Origin of the sequence: Klebsiella sp. 10-1 (genome assembly GCF_009758445.1) — a bacterium.
Classification (GTDB): domain Bacteria; phylum Pseudomonadota; class Gammaproteobacteria; order Enterobacterales; family Enterobacteriaceae; genus Klebsiella; species Klebsiella scottii.
Window position 1 is genome coordinate 1,527,909 of sequence record NZ_WQRE01000001.1, and the last position, 18,881, is coordinate 1,546,789.

Annotated in this window: 19 protein-coding genes; 17 read left to right on the forward strand and 2 right to left on the reverse strand. The window is 56.0% G+C overall.

The genetic code is table 11. From position 1 onward, the window contains the following. Positions 1–72: 72 nt before the first annotated feature. The 11 genes from GO007_RS07265 to GO007_RS07315 all read left to right on the forward strand — a co-directional run bounded on the left by GO007_RS07265 (position 73) and on the right by GO007_RS07315 (position 8,286). Positions 73–873 carry a sorbitol-6-phosphate dehydrogenase subunit gene (locus tag GO007_RS07265; RefSeq protein ID WP_095097453.1) on the forward strand — a complete coding sequence of 267 codons (801 nt, stop codon included), beginning with the start codon at positions 73–75 and terminating at the stop codon, positions 871–873. Positions 874–895: 22 nt separating this feature from the next. After that, positions 896–1,318 carry a PTS sugar transporter subunit IIA gene (locus GO007_RS07270; protein ID WP_095097455.1) on the forward strand — a complete coding sequence of 141 codons (423 nt, stop codon included), beginning with the start codon at positions 896–898 and terminating at the stop codon, positions 1,316–1,318. Beyond that, positions 1,311–1,808, forward strand: coding sequence for a PTS sugar transporter subunit IIB (locus tag GO007_RS07275; RefSeq protein WP_095098129.1), 498 nt, complete (start codon positions 1,311–1,313; stop codon positions 1,806–1,808). The genes GO007_RS07270 and GO007_RS07275 overlap by 8 nt, the downstream gene beginning before the upstream one ends. A 2-nt stretch (positions 1,809–1,810) precedes the next feature. Next, positions 1,811–2,548, forward strand: a complete 738-nt coding sequence (locus GO007_RS07280; protein WP_095097458.1) for a PTS mannose/fructose/sorbose/N-acetylgalactosamine transporter subunit IIC — start codon at positions 1,811–1,813, stop codon at positions 2,546–2,548. An 11-nt stretch (positions 2,549–2,559) separates the two neighbouring features. Continuing rightward, on the forward strand, positions 2,560–3,375 hold the full coding sequence (locus tag GO007_RS07285) for a PTS system mannose/fructose/sorbose family transporter subunit IID (RefSeq protein WP_128878286.1): 816 nt from the start codon (positions 2,560–2,562) through the stop codon (positions 3,373–3,375). A gap of 12 nt (positions 3,376–3,387) precedes the next feature. Then, positions 3,388–4,539 (forward strand): mannitol dehydrogenase family protein, encoded by a 1,152-nt coding sequence (locus GO007_RS07290; protein WP_095097464.1) that lies wholly within the window; start codon positions 3,388–3,390, stop codon positions 4,537–4,539. 23 nt (positions 4,540–4,562) lie between these two features. Further along, positions 4,563–5,207, forward strand: a complete 645-nt coding sequence (locus GO007_RS07295) for a DAK2 domain-containing protein (protein WP_095097467.1) — start codon at positions 4,563–4,565, stop codon at positions 5,205–5,207. Further along, positions 5,207–6,214, forward strand: coding sequence for a dihydroxyacetone kinase subunit DhaK (locus GO007_RS07300; RefSeq protein ID WP_095097470.1), 1,008 nt, complete (start codon positions 5,207–5,209; stop codon positions 6,212–6,214). The genes GO007_RS07295 and GO007_RS07300 overlap by 1 nt, the downstream gene beginning before the upstream one ends. 16 nt (positions 6,215–6,230) lie before the next feature. Continuing rightward, positions 6,231–6,863, forward strand: coding sequence for a 3-hexulose-6-phosphate synthase (hxlA, locus tag GO007_RS07305; protein WP_095097473.1), 633 nt, complete (start codon positions 6,231–6,233; stop codon positions 6,861–6,863). Between the two features lie 10 nt (positions 6,864–6,873). Continuing rightward, complete coding sequence (gene hxlB, locus GO007_RS07310) at positions 6,874–7,437, forward strand: 6-phospho-3-hexuloisomerase (RefSeq protein ID WP_095097476.1); 564 nt, start codon at positions 6,874–6,876, stop codon at positions 7,435–7,437. Between the two features lie 180 nt (positions 7,438–7,617). Continuing rightward, positions 7,618–8,286, forward strand: coding sequence for a DUF3313 domain-containing protein (locus GO007_RS07315; protein ID WP_095097479.1), 669 nt, complete (start codon positions 7,618–7,620; stop codon positions 8,284–8,286). Positions 8,287–8,366: 80 nt separating this feature from the next. Here GO007_RS07315 and GO007_RS07320 read toward each other — a convergent pair whose 3' ends face one another. Next, positions 8,367–9,263 carry a DMT family transporter gene (locus GO007_RS07320; protein ID WP_095097482.1) on the reverse strand — a complete coding sequence of 299 codons (897 nt, stop codon included), beginning with the start codon at positions 9,261–9,263 and terminating at the stop codon, positions 8,367–8,369. Between the two features lie 182 nt (positions 9,264–9,445). On the opposite strand from GO007_RS07320, the gene GO007_RS07325 reads away from it, so the two are divergent. Then, positions 9,446–10,312: a helix-turn-helix domain-containing protein gene (locus GO007_RS07325; protein ID WP_095097485.1), complete on the forward strand. Its 867-nt coding sequence runs from the start codon at positions 9,446–9,448 to the stop codon at positions 10,310–10,312. Here the strand turns inward: GO007_RS07325 and GO007_RS07330 are convergent. Beyond that, complete coding sequence (locus GO007_RS07330) at positions 10,292–11,488, reverse strand: benzoate/H(+) symporter BenE family transporter (protein WP_286141794.1); 1,197 nt, start codon at positions 11,486–11,488, stop codon at positions 10,292–10,294. The two genes, GO007_RS07325 and GO007_RS07330, sit on opposite strands and share 21 nt — an antisense overlap. A gap of 182 nt (positions 11,489–11,670) precedes the next feature. Here GO007_RS07330 and GO007_RS07335 point away from each other — a divergent pair, with 182 nt between their 5' ends. The 5 genes from GO007_RS07335 to GO007_RS07355 all read left to right on the forward strand — a co-directional run bounded on the left by GO007_RS07335 (position 11,671) and on the right by GO007_RS07355 (position 18,849). After that, positions 11,671–13,710: a beta-galactosidase gene (locus GO007_RS07335; RefSeq protein WP_095097491.1), complete on the forward strand. Its 2,040-nt coding sequence runs from the start codon at positions 11,671–11,673 to the stop codon at positions 13,708–13,710. Further along, positions 13,707–15,086, forward strand: coding sequence for an MFS transporter (locus GO007_RS07340; RefSeq protein ID WP_095097494.1), 1,380 nt, complete (start codon positions 13,707–13,709; stop codon positions 15,084–15,086). Before GO007_RS07335 ends, GO007_RS07340 begins: the two co-directional genes overlap by 4 nt. An 86-nt stretch (positions 15,087–15,172) precedes the next feature. Beyond that, positions 15,173–16,054: an arabinose operon transcriptional regulator AraC gene (araC, locus tag GO007_RS07345; RefSeq protein WP_095097497.1), complete on the forward strand. Its 882-nt coding sequence runs from the start codon at positions 15,173–15,175 to the stop codon at positions 16,052–16,054. 49 nt (positions 16,055–16,103) lie between these two features. Further along, positions 16,104–16,652, forward strand: a complete 549-nt coding sequence (locus tag GO007_RS07350) for a helix-turn-helix domain-containing protein (RefSeq protein ID WP_095097500.1) — start codon at positions 16,104–16,106, stop codon at positions 16,650–16,652. 232 nt (positions 16,653–16,884) lie between these two features. Further along, positions 16,885–18,849, forward strand: a complete 1,965-nt coding sequence (locus GO007_RS07355; RefSeq protein ID WP_095097503.1) for a peptidase U32 family protein — start codon at positions 16,885–16,887, stop codon at positions 18,847–18,849. The last annotated feature ends 32 nt before the right edge of the window (positions 18,850–18,881 follow it).

Consider the following 18,881-nt stretch of genomic DNA (forward strand, 5'->3'; position numbering starts at 1 on the left):
ATATTATTTAAATAAACATGGCACGTTAATTGTATTAGTCATTGCACTGACTCTCAACTGGAGATAATGCAAATGGCATCAACACAGTGGATCGCGCTTGGTCCCAAAGTGGTTATTGTTACCGGCGGCTGTTCAGGAATCGGCGAATGGATCGCCAAAGGGCTTGCCGGCAACGGCGCTCAGGTGGTGGTGGCGGATATTCAGCAGCCGGCGGCGGTTGTTAGCGGCGTTGATTACCGTCAGTGCGATATTACCGACCGGCCATCCGTATGCCGGCTGATCGCCGATGTCGTTGCGCGCTACGGGCGTCTTGATGGGCTGGTGAATAATGCCGCGGTTAATCGCGCGCGTCTGCTCGTCGATTATTACGGCAGCCAGCCTGAATATGAGTTAAGCGATGATGATTTTGACTTTATGGTCAGAATTAACCAAAAAGGCCCTTTTATTTTTACCCAGGAAGCGGCGCGGATCATGATCGGGCAAAAATCCGGGGCGATCGTCAATATCGTTTCTGAAGCCGGCATCGAGGGTTCAAAGGGACAAAGCTGCTATGCCGCAACCAAAGCCGCGCTGCACGGCTTTACGCTCTCGTGGGCAAAAGAGCTTGGGGCCTTTGGCATTCGGGTCGTTGGCGTCGCGCCGGGCATCAATGAACCCACGCCGATGGGGAACGCTGTGCACCGTAAAGCGCTGGCCTATACCCGCGGCATGGCGTTCGCCAGTATAGACGAAGACTACAGCCACAAAATTCCCCTCGGACGACCCGGTCGTCTGGAAGAGATCGCCGATCTGGTGAGCTGGTTACTGTCGGACAGGGCCAGCTATATCACCGGAACGACGATTAATATCACCGGAGGGAAATCCCGCGGTTAATTATCTCTATCAGGATTTCTTTATGGATCAAAAGATTGCAGCACCCTGGATTCTGGTGATTTCTCACGGCGGCTTTGGCCGCGAGTTAGTTAAAAGCTGTGAAATGATTTTAGGCAAAATGGACAATGTTTACTGCTTTTCCCTTGAGCCGGGAATGGCGCCGGAGCAGCTCATGGATGATATTTCAGCATTACTTTCTGCTGCCCCGGAAAATATTATTATCTTCACCGATATCTATGCCGGTACGCCATCTAACGTAGCGGCTATTTTTGCCAAGCTCAGAGGCTATCCGGTTATTTGCGGCATGAATTTACCGATGTTAATTGAAGCGGAAATGCAGCGTGAAGAAGTGACTTTGTCAGAGCTTGTCTCGCGAATTATTGAAGCAGGAAACGGCAGTATCAAGAACATCACCTCTATAACTAATGGTAATGAATATGAATAATATAAAACTGGTCCGGGTCGACTTTCGACTGATCCACGGTCAGGTCATTACAAAATGGCGTAACATCATCGCAGCAACTGAAATTGTTATTGTTGATAATAAACTCTCGCAGGATAGCTTTCTGGCGGATATTTATGTGATGGCGGCGCCTCCGGGTGTTGATGTTCACGTGCTGTCAGAAGAGAGTTTCCTTTCGAGGCTTCACGATGGTTATTTTAGCAATGGCAAAAATAATGTGCTGTTGCTTTTTAAATCGATTGGCAACGTTAAGAGGCTGGTTGAGCGCGAGGTGCTATTTAGCTCCGTGCAGATTGGCGGACTTGGCGGTGGCGTGAACCGGCGCAGCGTCGTAAGCGGTATTTCGATCGATGAGCAGGATTTACAAGACCTGAAATATATACGGCAAGGTGGGGCAGAGGTTTATTTCCAGGTGACTCCGGAAGAAGTCAAATTAAGCCTGGATAAAGCCATTGCCCGGCTGGAGGGTTAATCATGGTTGAAGTCGCAATTTTTACCGGCATCTGGTACTGGATTTGTAAAACGGACGTTGGCTATGCCATCACCCACGCGATCCGCCAGCCGCTGTTCGCCTCGGTACTTATCGGCCTGATTATGGGGGATGTCACCCAGGCGGTTATTATCGGCGCCGCGATCCAAATTCTTTACATCGGCCTGGTGGCCGCGGGCTCGAACCTCCCCGCGGATGACTGCCTGGCGGGGCTGGTGGCTATTCCGCTGGCGCTGAATACGGGGCTGTCGCCGACGCTGGCGATCGCTATCGCCGTCCCGGTCGGCGTCATGGGGGTCTTTTTAGACCAGTTCCGCAAAACGGTCAATGCGGTATTTGTGCATATGGCCGACAGGTATGCCGAAGAGGGAAACGTCAGACAGATAAAAATGTGCGCTATCGTCTGGCCGACGGTCCTCGGTTTCTTTATTCGTTTCCCGGTTCCCTTTTTGGCCAACATGTATGGGAAAGACAGCATTACCGCTTTCCTGAATAGCGTTCCGGAGTGGTTGATTCACGGATTTAGCGTCGCCGGTGGGCTGCTGCCCGCGCTGGGATTTGCCCTGACCATTTTTGTGATTGGTAAAGCTGCGCTCCTGCCCTGGTTTTTTATTGGTTACTTTCTGGTGCAGTTTAGCGGTATTCCGGTATTTGGCGCCGCTATTTTTGGTCTCAGCGCCGTTCTGCTTATCTCCTATTATCAAAACCAAAAAGGTGCCTGAGGATGAACGCTATGGACTCCAAAAAAATCACTGAAAAAGACGTTAAGAACAGCTGGCTTTATTACTACATCGTTGCTGAGATGGGCATCTCATACGAACGCCTGCAGGCCCTGGGATTCGTCACCGCAATTTTGCCGGTTTTGCAAAAACTGTATCCGGAAAAGGAAGATCTGAAGCAGGCGATTAAGCGTCACCTGGTGTTCTACAATACTGAAGCCGTCTACGGCGCACCGATTAACGGTATTGTGATCGCGATGGAGGAGCAGAAGGCCAGGGGGGCCGATATTGATGATGACACTATTACCGGTATTAAAACCGGGCTGATGGGGCCGATGGCGGGAATAGGCGATTCAATTGACTGGGCAACCTTAAAGCCGATTATTTTTGGCCTTGCCGTCACCCTGTCAACCAACGGCAGTATTCTTGGTGCATTTTTCTTACTGATGCTGCCGCTGATCCAGATAATCGTCGGGCGCAATCTCGCCGCCTACGGTTACCGGGCGGGCCAGGCGTCAATTCGCGAAATACTGCAGTCGGGGCATATTCGCACCTTGATAAACGGCGCCAGTACCCTCGGGCTGTTTATGATGGGCGCGCTCTCGTCGACTTATGTGAAGTTAAGCACGCCGCTTCAGTTTAGCTTTGGCGACCAAAATAAGCCGTTTATTTTGCAGCAGGTGATTGACAACATTGTCCCCGGTATTTTACCGCTGCTGGCCGTATTCGGTATTTACTGGTGGCTGCTAAAACGCAATCAAAACTTTACGATTATTATGGTCCTGATTATTGCCGTCTCTATTTTTGGCGCCTTATTCGGCATATTCTGACAGGAGGTAAAGATGCGAGCTTTACATTTTGGCGCCGGCAGCATCGGGCGCGGGTTTATTGGCGATCTGCTGGCAGGATCTGGCTATGACATTACGTTCGTTGAGCGTAATGTCGAGCTTAACGCGCAAATAAACGCACAGCATGGCTACAATTTGTATCTTATAGAGAAAGAATACCAAAAAAAATTTATTCCTACCCTGCGCGCATTATCTCCGGAGAGCGACTTCCCGGCGGTTGTTCAGGCTATGGTTGATGCGGACCTGATTACGACCGCGGTGTGGGCGGATAATCTGCCGAAAATTGCCCCGCTGATACTGGCGGGGCTGCTCGCCAGGCGACGCGCCGGCCGCCCGCGCATCAACGTGCTGGCCTGTGAGAACGCGCTCCTCAACGGCGAGATCCTGCGTCGCGAAATTCAGCGCTGCGCCGGTAGCGAGATGGCTGAAATTGATGAGCTGGCCGCTTTTCCCAATACCGCGGTAGACCGCATGGTCCTGACCACCCGGCGGGAAGGGCTTGATGTCGTTGATATCGGCGTCGATTATGAACTGGTTATTGATAAAAAAGGCCTCGTCGATGAGGGCGCGTTGCCTGTTAATGATGCTATTTATACCCACGATCTGCGTAAATATCTTGAGCGTAAACTCTATATTATTAACGGCGGGCACGCGTGGGCCGGATATATCGGACATCTCAAAGGCTATCAGACGATGCAGGAAATCTTTAGCAATGATGGACTGCGGGGCGAAATACAGCAGAGCATGCGCGAAACGGCGCAATTGCTGCACCTGAAGTATGCTTTTCCGCTTGTCGAACTGGAGGAGTATATCCGCTTTGTTATCAAGCGTTTTAGCACTCCCGGCATCACGGACACCGTTCGCCGGGTATGCCGTTCGCCGATCCGCAAGCTGTCGCCTGAGGATCGACTAACCGCCCCCTGCGTGCAGTGCGAGGCCGCGGGGCTTCCCGCAGATTATTTAGTTAAGGGCCTTGCGGCCGCTCTGCACTATTTCGATCCGCAAGATGAGCAAAGCGTTACTTTGCAAAAATATATCGCTGAACATAATGCGAGTCAGGCAATAACGCACTTTACCGGAGTTCTACAAAATACTCGGCTACATGATGCGATTTTATTTCAATATGCAGCGCTAATGCCGCACTGATATTCTGATTTTTTGAGGTGTTTATGTCTTTTACCAACAAAGACGGGCTTGCTATTGCCAAAAATATGATTGCCGTTATTCAGCAAAATAAAACCTGGCTGAGCGAAATAGACGGCGCCGCGGGCGATGGCGACCACGGCATCAATATGAATAAGGGGTTCACGCTGGCCGGACAGGCGCTAACGCCGGCAATGACCATGACCGAGGCTTTTCAGACTATCGGCGAGAAGTTGCTGAACGACATTGGCGGCTCAATGGGGCCTCTGTATGGCTGCTGGTTTGCCGGGCTCAGTCGCGGCGGCGCAGAGGAGGTGATTGACGCCGTCGTACTTCAGCGGATGTTCACTGGCGCGCTGGCCGATCTGCGTGAGCTCACCCCGGCAGGGCCCGGCGATAAAACGCTGCTCGACGTGCTGATCCCCGCCACCGATGCGCTTAGCTCGCTACTGGCTCGCGGGGAAGGCGAGATACGCGCTCTCGAATCAATGCGGCAAACGGCCAAGGACAGTTTTGCCGCGACGAGCGGCCTGGTTTCCCGGGTCGGCCGCGCCAGCCGTCTCGGAGAACGCAGCCGGGGCTGCCCCGATGCGGGAGCCGGCTCATCGATGCTGCTGCTGAGCGCTTTTGCCGACACAGCGATTGTATTAATCAATAAAGGGGAAAACTGATGCAACGATTTATAGATGACCCTGATGACGTCGTGGACGACATGCTGGCGGGCTTTCTGCTTGCGCACGGGAGCGAGGTGCAGCTGAGCGCTGAAAACCATCGCGTGGTGCACCGTCGTCCTGCTGCCGATATTGCCCCCCGCGTGGGGCTGGTCACCGGCGGCGGCAGCGGGCATGAACCGGCATTCTTGGGCTACCTCGGCGCCGGTATGCTGGATGCCGTTGCCGTTGGCGAGGTGTTCTCATCCCCGGTGGCCAACGCTTTCCTTGATGCGATGCGAATTGCCGATCGCGGCAGGGGCGTGGCCTGCCTGTTTGGCAACTATGCCGGCGACTCGATGAACGTCCAGATGGCGCTGAAACAGGCCCGGGAACTGGGCCACAGCGTCGCCATCGTCAAAGCGCGGGATGATATTGCCTCCGCGCCGCCGGAGCGGGCGGAGCAGCGGCACGGTATCGCCGGCGGCATCTTTATGTGGAAGGCGGCCGGCGCGGTGGCCGCGGCGGGCGGCTCGCTGGAAGAGACCGTCGCTGCCGCCAGCCTGGCGGCGAACAACACGCGCAGCGTCTGCGTCGGGCTGGCTCCATGCGCAATTCCGGCCGTGGGTAAGCCTAACTTTGCCATTGCCGACGGCACCTATGAGTTTGGTATCGGCCACCACGGCGAAGCCGGGAGCCACGTTTCCCCCTTAGCCAAAGCAGAAGAGATCGCCGCCGTGATGGTGGAGGCGTTGCTGGATGATTTTTCCCTGGCGGAGGAGCAAAGGGAGTTCGCCGTCATGGTCTCAGGCCTTGGCGCCACGCCGTTGATGGAACAGTATCTGATGGCGGGCCGTATCGGCCATCTGCTGACTCTGCGCGGCCATCGTCTGTGGCGCAGCTACGTTGGCAACTATGTCACCTCGCTTGAAATGAACGGCCTGTGCCTGACGCTTTTACTGCTCGATGACTCCCTCAAAACCTACCTTGACGCTCCGGCTACGGCCGTGGGCCTGGCATCTTTATAATCAAAAGGACGATACGATGAAACTGCAATTAGCTTTGGATGAATTACCTCTTGCTGAGGCGCTGGCGCTGGCGGAAAAACTCCGTGAGCACGTGGATATCATTGAAATCGGTACGCCGTTTGTTATTGCCCAGGGCATGGCGGCGGTTGAGCGCTTTCACGAACGCTTTCCCGAGAAGGAGCTGCTGTCCGACGAGAAAATTATGGATGGCGGCTACTTCGAAAGTAAGCTGGCTTTTGATGCGGGGGCAAATTACGTAACGACGCTCGGCGTCACCGATATTCTCACGGTGAAGGCCTGCCTGAGGGCGGCGGAAGAGGCCGGCCGCGATGTGGTGGTTGATATGATTTGCGTTGACGATCTGCCAACGCGTATTCGCGAGCTGGAGGACGCTGGCGTCCGACATCTTGCTGTCCATACCGGCGCCGATCAGCAGGCGGCGGGAAGAGAGCCGCTTGAAGACCTGCGGGTTATCAAACGGCACGCCAGGTATTCGCGCATCTCCGTCGCCGGCGGCATCAACAGCCGGACGATTGCGGACTATGTGGCGCTAAAACCGGACGTGGTGATTGTCGGCTCGGCCATTACCCGCGCCGAGGATCCGCTGGAAGAAGCGCGCCTGATTAAAGCGGCGATGGTTAACGCCTAAGGAGATGATGATGAAAAGCTGCGATAACCTGCTCGCTATTATCTCAGAGCTGGCCGACGACGCCCGCCAGGTGGACGGCGATGCGGTGACGCGCCTTGGCGAGATGATCCTCACGGCCGAACGTATCTTTGTCGCCGGCGCCGGGCGTTCCGGATTTGCCGCGCGGGCTTTTTCTAACCGATTAATGCATCTTGGTTTTAGCGTCTGGTTTGTCGGTGAACCGACCACCCCGTCAATTCAGCAAGGTGATTTATTGATTGTCGGGTCGGGGTCGGGAGAAACCGGCAGCCTGGTGACGATGGCGCAGAAAGCCAGCGGGCAGGGCGCGCGAATTGCGACGCTAACCATTTATCCGGACCACACGATAGGCCGGCTGGCGGATGTGGCGATCCGTATTCCCGGCATTACGGCCAAAAGTGCGGAGTCATCGACAAAGGCGGCGACCATTCAACCCACCGGTTCTTCTTTTGAACAATTAAGCTGGCTTATATATGACAGTATAATTATTTATCTCAAAGATAAAACGGCGCAAAGCGATGCCCAGATGTTTAGCCGTCACGCGAATCTGGAATAAATCCGTCAGCTGATGCGCGGCTGCGATCGTGAATAGTATTTTTCTCAAGCCGGAAATAAATCCGCCCACCGTGGCGGATTTATTTTTGCCAACGCCTGGCGTTTCACCCTTTTTGTCACAACACTTACCCTGGTGTTTTGCTATAAACCGTGCCGACAACTGCATTTACAGGGATTCATCATGCGTACTCATTTTATATTTAAAGCCGCTGCTCTTGCTGGCCTGTTAGCCTTAACCGGCTGCGCTGCCAAAATTGCCCAACCGGATCGGTATTCAGGTTTTTTAAAAGATTATTCCAACTTAAAAGAGACGACCTCAGCATCAGGTAAAGCGGAACTGCGCTGGATTTCACCGGATTACAATCCGAAAAACTACGATAACGTGGTCTATAACCCCATCACCTATTACCCAATCCCTAAACCCTCTACCCAGGTTGGGGCCCAGGCGCTGAGCGATATTCTTACCTACGCCAATAAGCAGATGAAGCAGGCGATTGCCGAGCGTAAAACGCTGGCGACAACCGCAGGTCCGCGCAGCCTGATATTCCGCGGCGCCATTACCGGCGTGGATTCCAGCAAAGAGGGGCTGCAGTTCTATGAAGTGGTGCCGGTGGCGCTGGTGGTTGCGGGTACCGAAATGGCAACCGGGCACCGTACGATGGATACCAACCTCTACTTTGAAGGTGAGCTGATCGATGCCGGGACGAACAAGCCGGTGATCAAGATCGTGCGTAAAGGCGAGGGGAAAAAACTGGCCAACGAAAATACGCCGATGACCATTGATACCCTGAAGCAGGTTATCGACGATATGGCTATCGATGCGGTGAAATTCGACCCGACGCAGAAATAATCCCCCCGCGCCGTCCGCCGGCGCGGCTGAACGTCTCCCCGGCGGCATCGCTGCCGGGGAGTGCTGCTGACTCCCGCCAGTTACGCCAGCCTGCGGCGCAGGAACAACTGCTCCGGTCGGGCGAACATCACCAGATTACCCACCAGAATCAACGCCAGCCCGGCGACCGCGTTGCCGTGCCAGACGTAGCCTTCATAAAAGGTGGAGATCGTCAGCGCAACCAGCGGGAACAGCAGGGTGCTGTAGGCGGCCTTGCCGGCGCCGATTCGCCCGACCAGCGTGAAGTAGGCGCCGAAGGCGATAACGGAGCCGAACAGGGCCAGATAGAGCAGCGCGCCCATATAGCTCAGCGTCCACTGGGGCGAGAAATCATCGCCGCGTATCAGGGCGATTGCGCCCATCACCAGGGTTCCGTAGAGCATCGCCCAGCTGTTGGTGGTTAGCGTTTCCAGACCCCGGCGCTGGTGGCGGATGCTGAGCATATTCCCCAGCGAAAAGCCGTAGGTCCCCAGCGCGCTAAGGCCAATCCCCCACAGCAGAGAGGCGTTCAGGCCGTTGCGCGTCAGATCGTCCCAGAACAGCGTCACGATCCCTGCCAGCCCCAGCGCGGCGGCGAGCCAGAAACGACCCGGCGGCTGCTGGCGGAAGAAAATAAAGCCATTGATGGCGTTAAACAGCACCGCCATAGAAAAAATCACCGATTCAAGCCCGGTGTTGATATGCGCCGCAGCGGTATAAAAGCACCAGAAATTAAAACAGAACACGCAGCAGCCCTGCAGGACGCAGAACAGGTGATCGCGCAACGCCAGCGGACGCAGGCGGCGGGTGACCAGCAGAATCGCCAGCATGGTAAGGCTGGCGACGGCGAAGCGCCAAAAAATCGATACCGGCGCGGCAACCGGACCCTGCTGGAGAAAAATGGCAATCCACGTCGTGCCCCAGATAACGACGACCAGCCCATAGAGTAATGCGTTCAAAATATCTCTCCCGTAAGAACACTCGCGGGCAGTGTGGCGGCTTTTCGCCCGCGCCGCTGTCACCATCTTGTTACGGACTTGCAAATTCTTGCGCTTATTTTGTTTTAAGGGGCCGGGAGGTCTGGTATCCGCCGTCGACTCTCCATAGACTACGGGTTTGCGGAATCTGATTTGTGAAGGCTATGGCTTACGGGACTTTCGAAACATTACGTCGACAAAAAGCCGTGCTGCGGGAAACGGTGGAGCTGAACTCCGGCATTCAACTGGCGGCGTGGTACAACAACCTCGATACGGTGACGGTACGCAGCGACCACCACACGCTGAGCCTGTACGTTGCCGACGGTTACGAAAGCTATCAGAAAACGCCGCAGGGCTGGAAAAACGGCGGCGGGCCGGACCGCTTCTGCCTGATGCCAAAGGGCGCTGAAAGTACCTGGGATATCCGGGGAGACCTCTCTTTTGTCCACCTGTACTGCACCGATGCGCATCTCAGACGCATCGGAGAACAGATCTGGGACCGCAGCCCGGCATCGTTTAGCCTGCAGGAACAAACCTTTTCCCAGGATGATAAAATCACCGCGGTCTATCGCCAGTTTCTCCTCGACTACGACTGGCAGCAGCAGGCCAACCAGCTGACCTTAAGCTCCGCCAGCACGCTGCTGCTGACCCACCTGATCCAGCACTATTCGAACGTCCAGTGGCGCCTACCGACGGTCACCGGCGGCCTGGCGCCGCACGTTCTGCGCACGCTGCTGGCGTGGATTGAGGAGAATCTTGACCAGCCGCTGACGCTGGCCGAGCTGGCGCAGGAGACGGCGCTCAGCGAATATCACTTTGCGCGGATGTTCCGCCAGTCGATGAAAATGGCGCCGCATCAGTACGTGATGCAGCGCCGTATGGTTCGCGCGCAGGAGCTTATCTGCCACAGCGCCCGTTCGCTGACCGACATTGCGCTGGCCTGCGGTTTTAGCTCCGCCAGCCATTTCAGCAACCGCGTTAAAAGCGCCACCGGGCTGACGCCGTCGCAGCTACGCACGGCGCAGCGCTGACAGCAGAGCGTAGCTCGCCCCGCCCAGCAGCAGGCCCCAGAAGGCCGAACCAATTCCCGCCAGGGTGATACCGCTGGCGGTGACCAGAAAGGTCACCACCGCCGCATCGCGCTCGCTCTCATGATTCAGAGCCTGAAACAGACTCCCGCCGATGGTACCCAGCAGCGCCAGCCCGGCGAGCATCTGGATCCACGCCGTCGGCAGCGCCGACATCAGCGCGGTAATCGAACCGCCGAAAAGACCGGCAAGCAGATAAAAACCGCCCGCCGCCGCCGCCGCAAGCCAGCGGCGCTGAGGATCGGGATGGGCGTCCGGACTTTGACAAATCGCGGCGGTGATCGCGGCAATGCAAATGGAATAAACGCCAAACGGCGACAGCAGCAGCGCCAGGCCGCCGGTCGCCACGATAAGCGGCGACGCCGGCACCGGATAGCCGGAGGCCTGCAGCGTGGCGAAGCCGGGGGCGTTTTGCGACGCCATAGTGACGAGGAAAAACGGCAGCCCGACGCTGAGCAGCAGAGAAGGGGTAAAGTGCGGCGTGATGAACGTCGGCGCAACGAACGAGAGGCTGAGATGTTCCCCGCTTACCTCGCCGCTGGCCCAGGCGATGGCGCCTCCCACCAGCAGCGCGGCAACGACCGCGAAGCGCGGGAGCAGGGCCTTGCAGATAAGCCAGGCGCCGAGCATGCCGCCGCAGAGGGCAAGATTACCCTGCAGGCTGGAGAAGGCCTGCAGGCCAAAACGCAGTAAAATCCCGGCCAGCATCGCCGCCGCCAGCGAGTGGGGGACGATTTTCATCAGGCGGGCAAACAGGCCGGTCACGCCGCAGAGCACGATTAAGGCGTTGGCAAAAACGAATACTCCCACCGCCTGCTCCAGCGTCACGCCCTGCAGCCCGCTTACCAGCAGCGCCGCGCCGGGAGTGGACCACGCGGTGAGGATTGGCACCTTACGCCACAGCGTCAGCGCGAGGGTGCTGACGCCCATACCTAATCCCAGCGCCGTCATCCAGCCGGCGATTTGCGCCGCATCGGCCCCCGCGGCGGCGGCGGCTTGCCAGATAATGGCCGCAGAGCTGGCGTAGCCGACCAGCACCGCGATAAAGCCGGCGAGCAGCGTCGGCAGCGGAAGGGAAAACGAGCGCATGGTAACCTCTTGTGCGTTATAACATCCGATAAAATGTACCACCGTGCGCTATAGCGCACAAGGGGGCAATCGGTAGCGCCTGCCGTCAGCGGAAAATGTGATCGCTATCGACTCCCGATGGCGATAGCAGATTGCTCTATGTTGCCAGCAGCTAATTTCATCCGCTTCTTAAGATTGTGCGTTATGTTTCCGGTAACAAAGAGGAGCGAGAAATGGAAAAGTTTTGGTACGGCGTAGCTTATTATCGTGAATATTTAGCAGAGGAGCGTTTGCAGGAAGATATTGCCCTAATGAAAGAGGCGGGTATTAATTACGTGCGGATTGCGGAAAGTACCTGGAGTACCTTTGAGCCACAGGAAGGGGAGTTTGATTTCAGTTCAGTGACCACGGTTCTCGACGCCATGCATGAAAATAATATTTCGGTAATTATCGGCACCCCGACCTACGCCATTCCCGCATGGCTGGCGAAAAAACACCCGGAGGTAATGGCGACAACTCCCCAGGGGAAAAATAGCTATGGTCACCGCCAAAAAATGGATATTACCCATCCGGCCTATTTATGGTATGCCGAACGGATTATTCGCCAGCTATTAAAGACGACGGCCGCCCATCCGGCGGTGATCGGTTTTCAGATTGATAACGAAACGAAATATTATGACAGCTGCTCTGAAAACGTGCAGATTGAATTTATCAAGCATCTTAAAAAACGCTTTAATAATAACCTGGCGGAGATGAATCGCGCGTTCGGCCTTGATTACTGGAGCAACCGCATTGACGCCTGGGAGGATTTCCCGTCGCTGACCGGGACGATTAACGCCAGCCTGGGCTGCGCATTCAGGACCTTTCAACGTTCGCTGGTCACCCGCTTCCTTGGCTGGCAGGCCGGGCTGGTGCGTGAATATAAAAACGATCGGCAGTTTATTACCCACAACTTTGACTTTGACTGGCGCAACTGGTCGTTCGGGGTCCGCGCGGAGGTCGACCATTTTAAAACCTCTGCGGTTGTGGATATTACCGGGGTTGATGTGTATCACCCCAGCCAGTTTAACTTAACGGGAGCGGAAATCGCCTTTGCCGGCGATATTGCGCGGGTGACCAAAGATCGCCGCTATCTGGTTCTGGAGACCCAGGCCCAGGCCTTCAAGGAGTGGACGCCGTTCCCGGGACAGCTGCGGCTGCAGGCCTGGAGCCACGTCGCCAGCGGCGCCGGCCTGATTGGCTACTGGCACTGGCATTCGCTGCATAACGCTTACGAAACCTACTGGAAGGGGATTTTAAGCCACGATCTGCAGCCCAACCCGGTTTACCATGAGGTCTGCCAGACCGGCGCTGAACTGCGTGATTTCGCGGCGCAGGCGATGGCATATTCGCGCAAAAGCCGCATCGCCCTGGTGGTGAGCAACGAATGCCTGACGGCAATCGACTGGCATCCGTGGCGCGGGCATCAGTTCTCCCGCGATGCGCAGCACCAGTACAATGACATCTTCCGTCTGTACTATGACACGTTGTACCGGATGAATATTGAAGTGGATATTCTGGCCGTCGACGATCCGCGAATCTTTCAATACGAGATGCTGATCTTTCCGCTGCTTTATACGGTGAGCGATGAAAAGCTGCTGCAGATTAATGATTATATCAGGCAGGGCGGTCATGCTATTTTCTCATTTAAATCCGGATTCGCGGATGAAAATATGAAAGTGCGCTCCTGCGTGCAGCCGGGAATTATCTCGGCGGCCGTCGGCGCCCGCTATCAGCTTTTTGTTGAGCCGCAGCGCACCGGGCTGACATCGAGCTGCCTGCCGTTATCGGGCCTCGATACCACAGTACATGACTGGATCGAGCTGCTGGAGCCGGAAGCAGACTCGACGGTATTAGCCCGCTACGAACATCCTTACTGGCATAAATATGCTGCCGTAACCTTTAATCGGTTTTATCAGGGGAGCGCAACCTATATCGGCTGTCATTTATCTGGCGAGGTTTTAGCCGCAATATTCCGTCACGTAGCGACTGAAACCGCCTTCTCTGGAATATTTGATGACCATATTACCTTCCCGGTAATTATGCGCCGTGGTTTTGATGAACATAACAATCAGCTGATTTATTACTTTAACTATAGCGCCGAGCCGCAGCGCGTTAAATTTAGTCAGCCTGCCGGTCGCATGCTTTTTAGCGGTGAAACGATCCACGCCGGCGATGAGATCGATTTAGGCGATTGGGATGTGCAAATTATTCTACTGGAGAACAAACCATGAGTACCTTATCAATTGCGCGGGAGCAGTCCACTGACGATCGGCCTGGCTTTCGCGAGCGCCTGGCATTTGGTTTAGGGGATTACGGAACGAATCTTACCTATACGATGATGGTGACCTTTCTGGCATGGTTTTATACCGATATCGTCGGGATTTCCGCGGCGCTGATTGGCTCTTTAATGTTTTTTGCCCGGGTGGTGGATGGCGTAATCTGCGTGTTTGTCGGTATTCGTATTGATAAAACGGAGACCCGGCTGGGCAAAGCGCGGCCGTGGGTGCTTTGGACCGCCGTGCCTTTCGGCCTGTCGGCATTCCTGATGGCCACCGTACCCGACATTGGCGACAACGGTAAAATAATCTACGTGTGCGTGACCTACCTGCTGGCGAATATTTTTTTCACTGCCAACAATATCGCCTACGGCTCGCTGCTGGCGCTAATCACCCGCGATACCTGGCAACGCGGCGTCCTTAGCGTCTTTCGCAAAGGGCTCTCTACCTGCGGATCGCTGACCGTCGGCGTCTTTACCCTGCCGATGGTGGCGGCTCTCGGCAATAGCCAGACGGCGTGGATCGTGGTCTTTGCGATATTTGGTTTCTTCACCGCCCTGTGCCTGCTGCTGACCGGCGCCTGGACCCGCGAGCGAATTAAACCGGTGAATAAGGAAAACCGGCATCATATTCAAACGCGGGAAGTGGTGCGTTCGATAATCGGCAACCGCTACTGGCTAATGATCTTCTTTTATCTGCTGATAACCTTCACCAGCCTGACGGCGCTATCCACGATCAGCGTCTATTACTCGCGTTATATCCTGCAGGACGTGTCGCTGATGTCGTGGATCAGCCTCGCGCAATATACCCCCGGGCTGATCACGCTGCTGGTTATTCCCTGGCTTATTAAGCGCCTCGGCAAGCGCAATCTGGCGCTGCTGGGGCTATCGGTGTGCAGCATCGCCTATCTGCTACCGTTATTCGATAAGACCAACTCGCTATTTATCATCCTGGCAACCGCCGTGCGCAGCGTCGGGTTCTGCGGCATCGGCGCGACGATGTTCGCTTTCCTCGCCGATACCATCGATTACGGCGAGTGGAAAACCGGCCTGCGAATTGAAGGCATCCTGTTTAGCGCCGGGACCCTCGGGCAGACGCTGGGAATGGGGCTGGGCAGCGCGAGCGTCGGCTGGATGCTGGGGGCGGCGGGGTTTATCAGCGGCGGCAATGCGGTGCAGTCGCCGCAGGTGGTGTCGATGATTGAATTTTTATTTATCGCGTTCCCCTTTGGCCTGGCGCTTATCAATATGGCGATCATGTATTTCTATCGCCTGGACACGCTCTACGAGCGGGTAGCGACGGACCTTTCGCAGGGGAAACTGGCGGAGTAATCTGCGGGCGCAATCTCGCGGTTGCGCCCTGTTTTAATGCAGGCAGAATAAGCGACATGGGTTAGACAGCGATGTGGTTGCCGACAATGAAGACAGAGACGATGGATGATGATCTGATTATCTATTCGCCATTAATGCGCAGTTTTACCTTTAACGCCTGGCTGGTGGCGGGCTATACGCCAATATTCCCGGGCAACAGGCTGGATACCTTCATTCAGCGCGAGCGGGGCATGAAGGGGTACATTATTAATATCACTCTCCGTGGCGCAGGGGTGATTCATCGTAATAACGAAACCTTCATCTGCCGTCCCAACGATGTCGTGCTGTTTCCTCCTGGCTGCCCCCATCATTATGGTCGCGAGGCGAAAAGCGATTGCTGGGAGCACCTGTGGATCTATTTTATGCCGCGCCCATACTGGATTGACTGGCTGAAATGGGATCGTCAATGGCACGACGTAGGGATAACCCGGAGCAGCGACGACGATTTTATTCAGCGCTTAAAGAGCGATTTTAAAGAGGTGATCCGCCTTTACTCCTCGGCGGACCGGCTGGATGCGATTCTGGCGGTAAACTGTCTGGAAAAGATTTTACTCCACTGTTTCAAGCTGCAGCCGGGTAGCAACTGCCTCTCGCTCGATCCGCGTATCATCGCCATCTGTCAGTACCTTGATGAGCATCTTGAGGAGAAGATCACCATCAATACGCTGGCCGCGCGGGCATTTCTGTCACCGTCACGGCTCGCGCACCTGTTCCGCCAGGAGACGGGAATGACGATTTTCGCCTGGCGAGAAAAACAGCGCATGAATCGCGCGTCGCTGCTTTTACAACACGCGCAGCTGACGATTGCGCACATCGCTCAGCTGGTGGGATACGACGACGCGCTCTATTTTTCCCGCCTGTTCAATCAGCAGTTTGGCGTGGGGCCCCGGGAGTACCGCAAACGCTTTTCGCAATTAAACACCCTGTAGAATCATATTAATACGCGTATAATTTCCGCTGAGAAAATCAGGAGGTGGAATGAATATTGCGCAACATCTTGCAGCGACCCTGAAAACGCTGCGTCAACAGCGCGGCTGGAGCCTGTCGCGGCTGGCGGAGGAGACCGGCGTGTCGAAGGCGATGCTCGGTCAGATTGAGCGCAACGAATCCAGCCCGACCGTAGCGACGCTGTGGAAAATCGCCACCGGGCTGAACGTGGCCTTCTCGACGTTTATCGTTGCCGATGATTCCGTTGCGCCGGCCGCCTTCGACCCGCAGCAGCAGGCGATGGTGGTAACGCCCGTTTTTCCGTGGGACCCGCAGCTGCGTTTTGACCATTTTTCCATCACCCTTGCTCCCGGCGCGCTCAGCGAGTCAACGCCGCATGAAAAGGGGGTGATTGAGCACGTGGTGGTTATCAGCGGAGTGCTGGAGCTGTGCCTTGAGGGGCAGTGGCTGACCCTGCAGCCGGGGGAAGGGCGGCGCTTTGCCGGCGACCTGGCGCATGCCTACCGCAACAGCGGCGCGCAGACCGCCCATTTTCATTCGCTGATCCATTACCCAAAAGAAAAAGCCGCCGGCTGTTAACCCGCGGCCAATCAAGATGACTGATAAAACAATCCACAACGTGACGAGGAAAATCCGGAATACGCAGTGACTTTACCCTGTGGGGTTTTTGCTGGGAAATAGCTTTTCCTTCAATGCTTTGCCAGAATCTGAAAATTCACGCCGCGGCCGCGGTGGAAATTGTTTTCGTCTCTGCCCACTTCTGACTACAATAGCCGCCATTTCGCCCCCTATAACGGATAACAACGATCGTATGCGCCTGCAAAACCATCATCTTGAACTTCTTAGCCCCGCCCGCGATGCCGGGATCGCCCGTGAAGCTATTTTACATGGCGCGGACGCGGTCTATATCGGCGGACCGGGCTTTGGCGCGCGCCACAACGCCAGCAACAGCCTCAGCGATATCGCCGGGCTGGTGCCTTTCGCCCACCGCTACGGGGCGAAGGTTTTTGTGACGCTGAATACCATCCTTCACGATGATGAGCTTGAGCCCGCGCAGCGCCTGATTACCGACCTGTATGAAACCGGCGTTGATGCGCTGATCGTGCAGGATATGGGGGTGATGCAGCTGGATATCCCGCCGATTGAGCTGCACGCCAGCACCCAGTGCGATATCCGTAGCGTCGAAAAGGCAAAGTTTCTTTCCGACGTCGGCTTCAGCCAGATAGTGCTGGCGCGCGAGCTGAATCTGCAGCAGATCAAGGCGATCTACGAACACACCGATGCGACGATTGAGTTCTTTATTCACGGCGCGCTGTGCGTGGCCTACTCCGGACAGTGCAATATCTCCCACGCGCAGACCGGCCGCAGCGCCAACCGCGGCGACTGCTCTCAGGCGTGCCGTTTGCCGTATACCCTGAAAGATGACCAGGGCCGGGTGGTGGCCTATGAGAAACACCTCCTGTCGATGAAAGATAACGATCAGACCGCCAACCTGGCCCAGCTGATCGATGCCGGCGTGCGATCCTTCAAAATTGAGGGCCGCTACAAAGACATGAGCTACGTGAAGAACATTACCGCCCACTATCGCCAGATGCTGGACGCGATTATTGAAGACCGCAGCGATCTCGCGCGCGCCTCCGCCGGACGCACCGAACATTTCTTTGTGCCCTCTACGGATAAAACCTTCCATCGCGGCAGCACCGATTATTTCGTCAACGCGCGTAAAGGCGATATCGGCGCGTTCGATTCGCCGAAGTTTATCGGCCTGCCGGTGGGCGAAGTGCTGAAGGTGGGTAAAGACCATCTTGACGTTGAGGTGAGCGAAGCGCTGACCAACGGCGATGGCCTGAATGTGATGATTAAGCGTGAGATTGTCGGTTTTCGCGCCAATACGGTAGAGAAAACCGGTGAAAACCGCTACCGCGTATGGCCCAACGAAATGCCGGCGGATCTCTATAAAGCGCGTCCGCATCAGGCGTTGAACCGCAATCTCGATCACAACTGGCAGCAGGCGCTGCAAAAGACCTCCAGCGAGCGGCGGATTGCGGTGGATATCACCCTCAGCGGCTGGCAGGAACAGCTGGTGCTGACGATGACCTGCGAGGACGGCGTCAGCGTGACCCACACCCTCGGCGGCGAGTTCGCCGAAGCGACCCAGGCCGATAAAGCACTGTCCAACCTGCGCGACGGGGTAGCGAAATTAGGCCAGACCATTTATTTCGCCCGCGATGTTGAGATAGCGCTGCCCGGCGCGCTGTTTGTGCCCAACGGCCTGCTCAATCAGCTGCGTCGTGAAACGGTAGAGATGCTGGATCAGGCGCGGCTGGATGCCGCGCCTCGCGGCCGGCGCAAGGCGGTTTCCGTGCCGCCGCCGGTCTATCCGGAAACCCATCTCTCGTTTCTGGCTAACGTCTACAACCACAAGGCGCGCGAGTTCTATCAGCGCTACGGCGTGAAGCTGATTGATGCCGCCTATGAAGCGCACGAAGAGAAAGGCGACGTGCCGGTGATGATCACCAAGCACTGCCTGCGCTTTGCCTTCAATCTGTGTCCGAAGCAGGCAAAAGGCTCGATTAAGAGCTGGAAAGCCACGCCGATGCAGCTTATTCACGGCGACGAGGTGCTGACGCTGAAGTTCGACTGTCGTCCCTGCGAAATGCACGTGGTGGGCAAAATGAAGAACCATATTCTGAAAATGCCGCTTCCGGGAAGCATCGTGGCCTCCGTCAGCCCGGACGAGCTGCTGAAAACCTTGCCCAAACGCAAAGGGGCCTGATCGGCGGCGGGCGGAAGCGTCCACTAACCGGC

What these genes read in the sequence shown, in the direction of transcription:
- GO007_RS07315 (WP_095097479.1), top strand. Translation starts at nt 7,618, where the DNA reads ATGCGTACTCATTTTATATTTAAAGCCGCTGCTCTTGCTGGCCTGTTA.
- GO007_RS07340 (WP_095097494.1), top strand. Translation starts at nt 13,707, where the DNA reads ATGAGTACCTTATCAATTGCGCGGGAGCAGTCCACTGACGATCGGCCT.
- GO007_RS07335 (WP_095097491.1), top strand. Translation starts at nt 11,671, where the DNA reads ATGGAAAAGTTTTGGTACGGCGTAGCTTATTATCGTGAATATTTAGCA.
- GO007_RS07275 (WP_095098129.1), top strand. Translation starts at nt 1,311, where the DNA reads ATGAATAATATAAAACTGGTCCGGGTCGACTTTCGACTGATCCACGGT.
- GO007_RS07300 (WP_095097470.1), top strand. Translation starts at nt 5,207, where the DNA reads ATGCAACGATTTATAGATGACCCTGATGACGTCGTGGACGACATGCTG.
- GO007_RS07350 (WP_095097500.1), top strand. Translation starts at nt 16,104, where the DNA reads ATGAATATTGCGCAACATCTTGCAGCGACCCTGAAAACGCTGCGTCAA.
- GO007_RS07325 (WP_095097485.1), top strand. Translation starts at nt 9,446, where the DNA reads ATGGCTTACGGGACTTTCGAAACATTACGTCGACAAAAAGCCGTGCTG.
- araC (WP_095097497.1), top strand. Translation starts at nt 15,173, where the DNA reads ATGAAGACAGAGACGATGGATGATGATCTGATTATCTATTCGCCATTA.
- hxlA (WP_095097473.1), top strand. Translation starts at nt 6,231, where the DNA reads ATGAAACTGCAATTAGCTTTGGATGAATTACCTCTTGCTGAGGCGCTG.
- GO007_RS07280 (WP_095097458.1), top strand. Translation starts at nt 1,811, where the DNA reads ATGGTTGAAGTCGCAATTTTTACCGGCATCTGGTACTGGATTTGTAAA.
- GO007_RS07290 (WP_095097464.1), top strand. Translation starts at nt 3,388, where the DNA reads ATGCGAGCTTTACATTTTGGCGCCGGCAGCATCGGGCGCGGGTTTATT.
- GO007_RS07265 (WP_095097453.1), top strand. Translation starts at nt 73, where the DNA reads ATGGCATCAACACAGTGGATCGCGCTTGGTCCCAAAGTGGTTATTGTT.
- hxlB (WP_095097476.1), top strand. Translation starts at nt 6,874, where the DNA reads ATGAAAAGCTGCGATAACCTGCTCGCTATTATCTCAGAGCTGGCCGAC.
- GO007_RS07295 (WP_095097467.1), top strand. Translation starts at nt 4,563, where the DNA reads ATGTCTTTTACCAACAAAGACGGGCTTGCTATTGCCAAAAATATGATT.
- GO007_RS07270 (WP_095097455.1), top strand. Translation starts at nt 896, where the DNA reads ATGGATCAAAAGATTGCAGCACCCTGGATTCTGGTGATTTCTCACGGC.
- GO007_RS07355 (WP_095097503.1), top strand. Translation starts at nt 16,885, where the DNA reads ATGCGCCTGCAAAACCATCATCTTGAACTTCTTAGCCCCGCCCGCGAT.
- GO007_RS07285 (WP_128878286.1), top strand. Translation starts at nt 2,560, where the DNA reads ATGGACTCCAAAAAAATCACTGAAAAAGACGTTAAGAACAGCTGGCTT.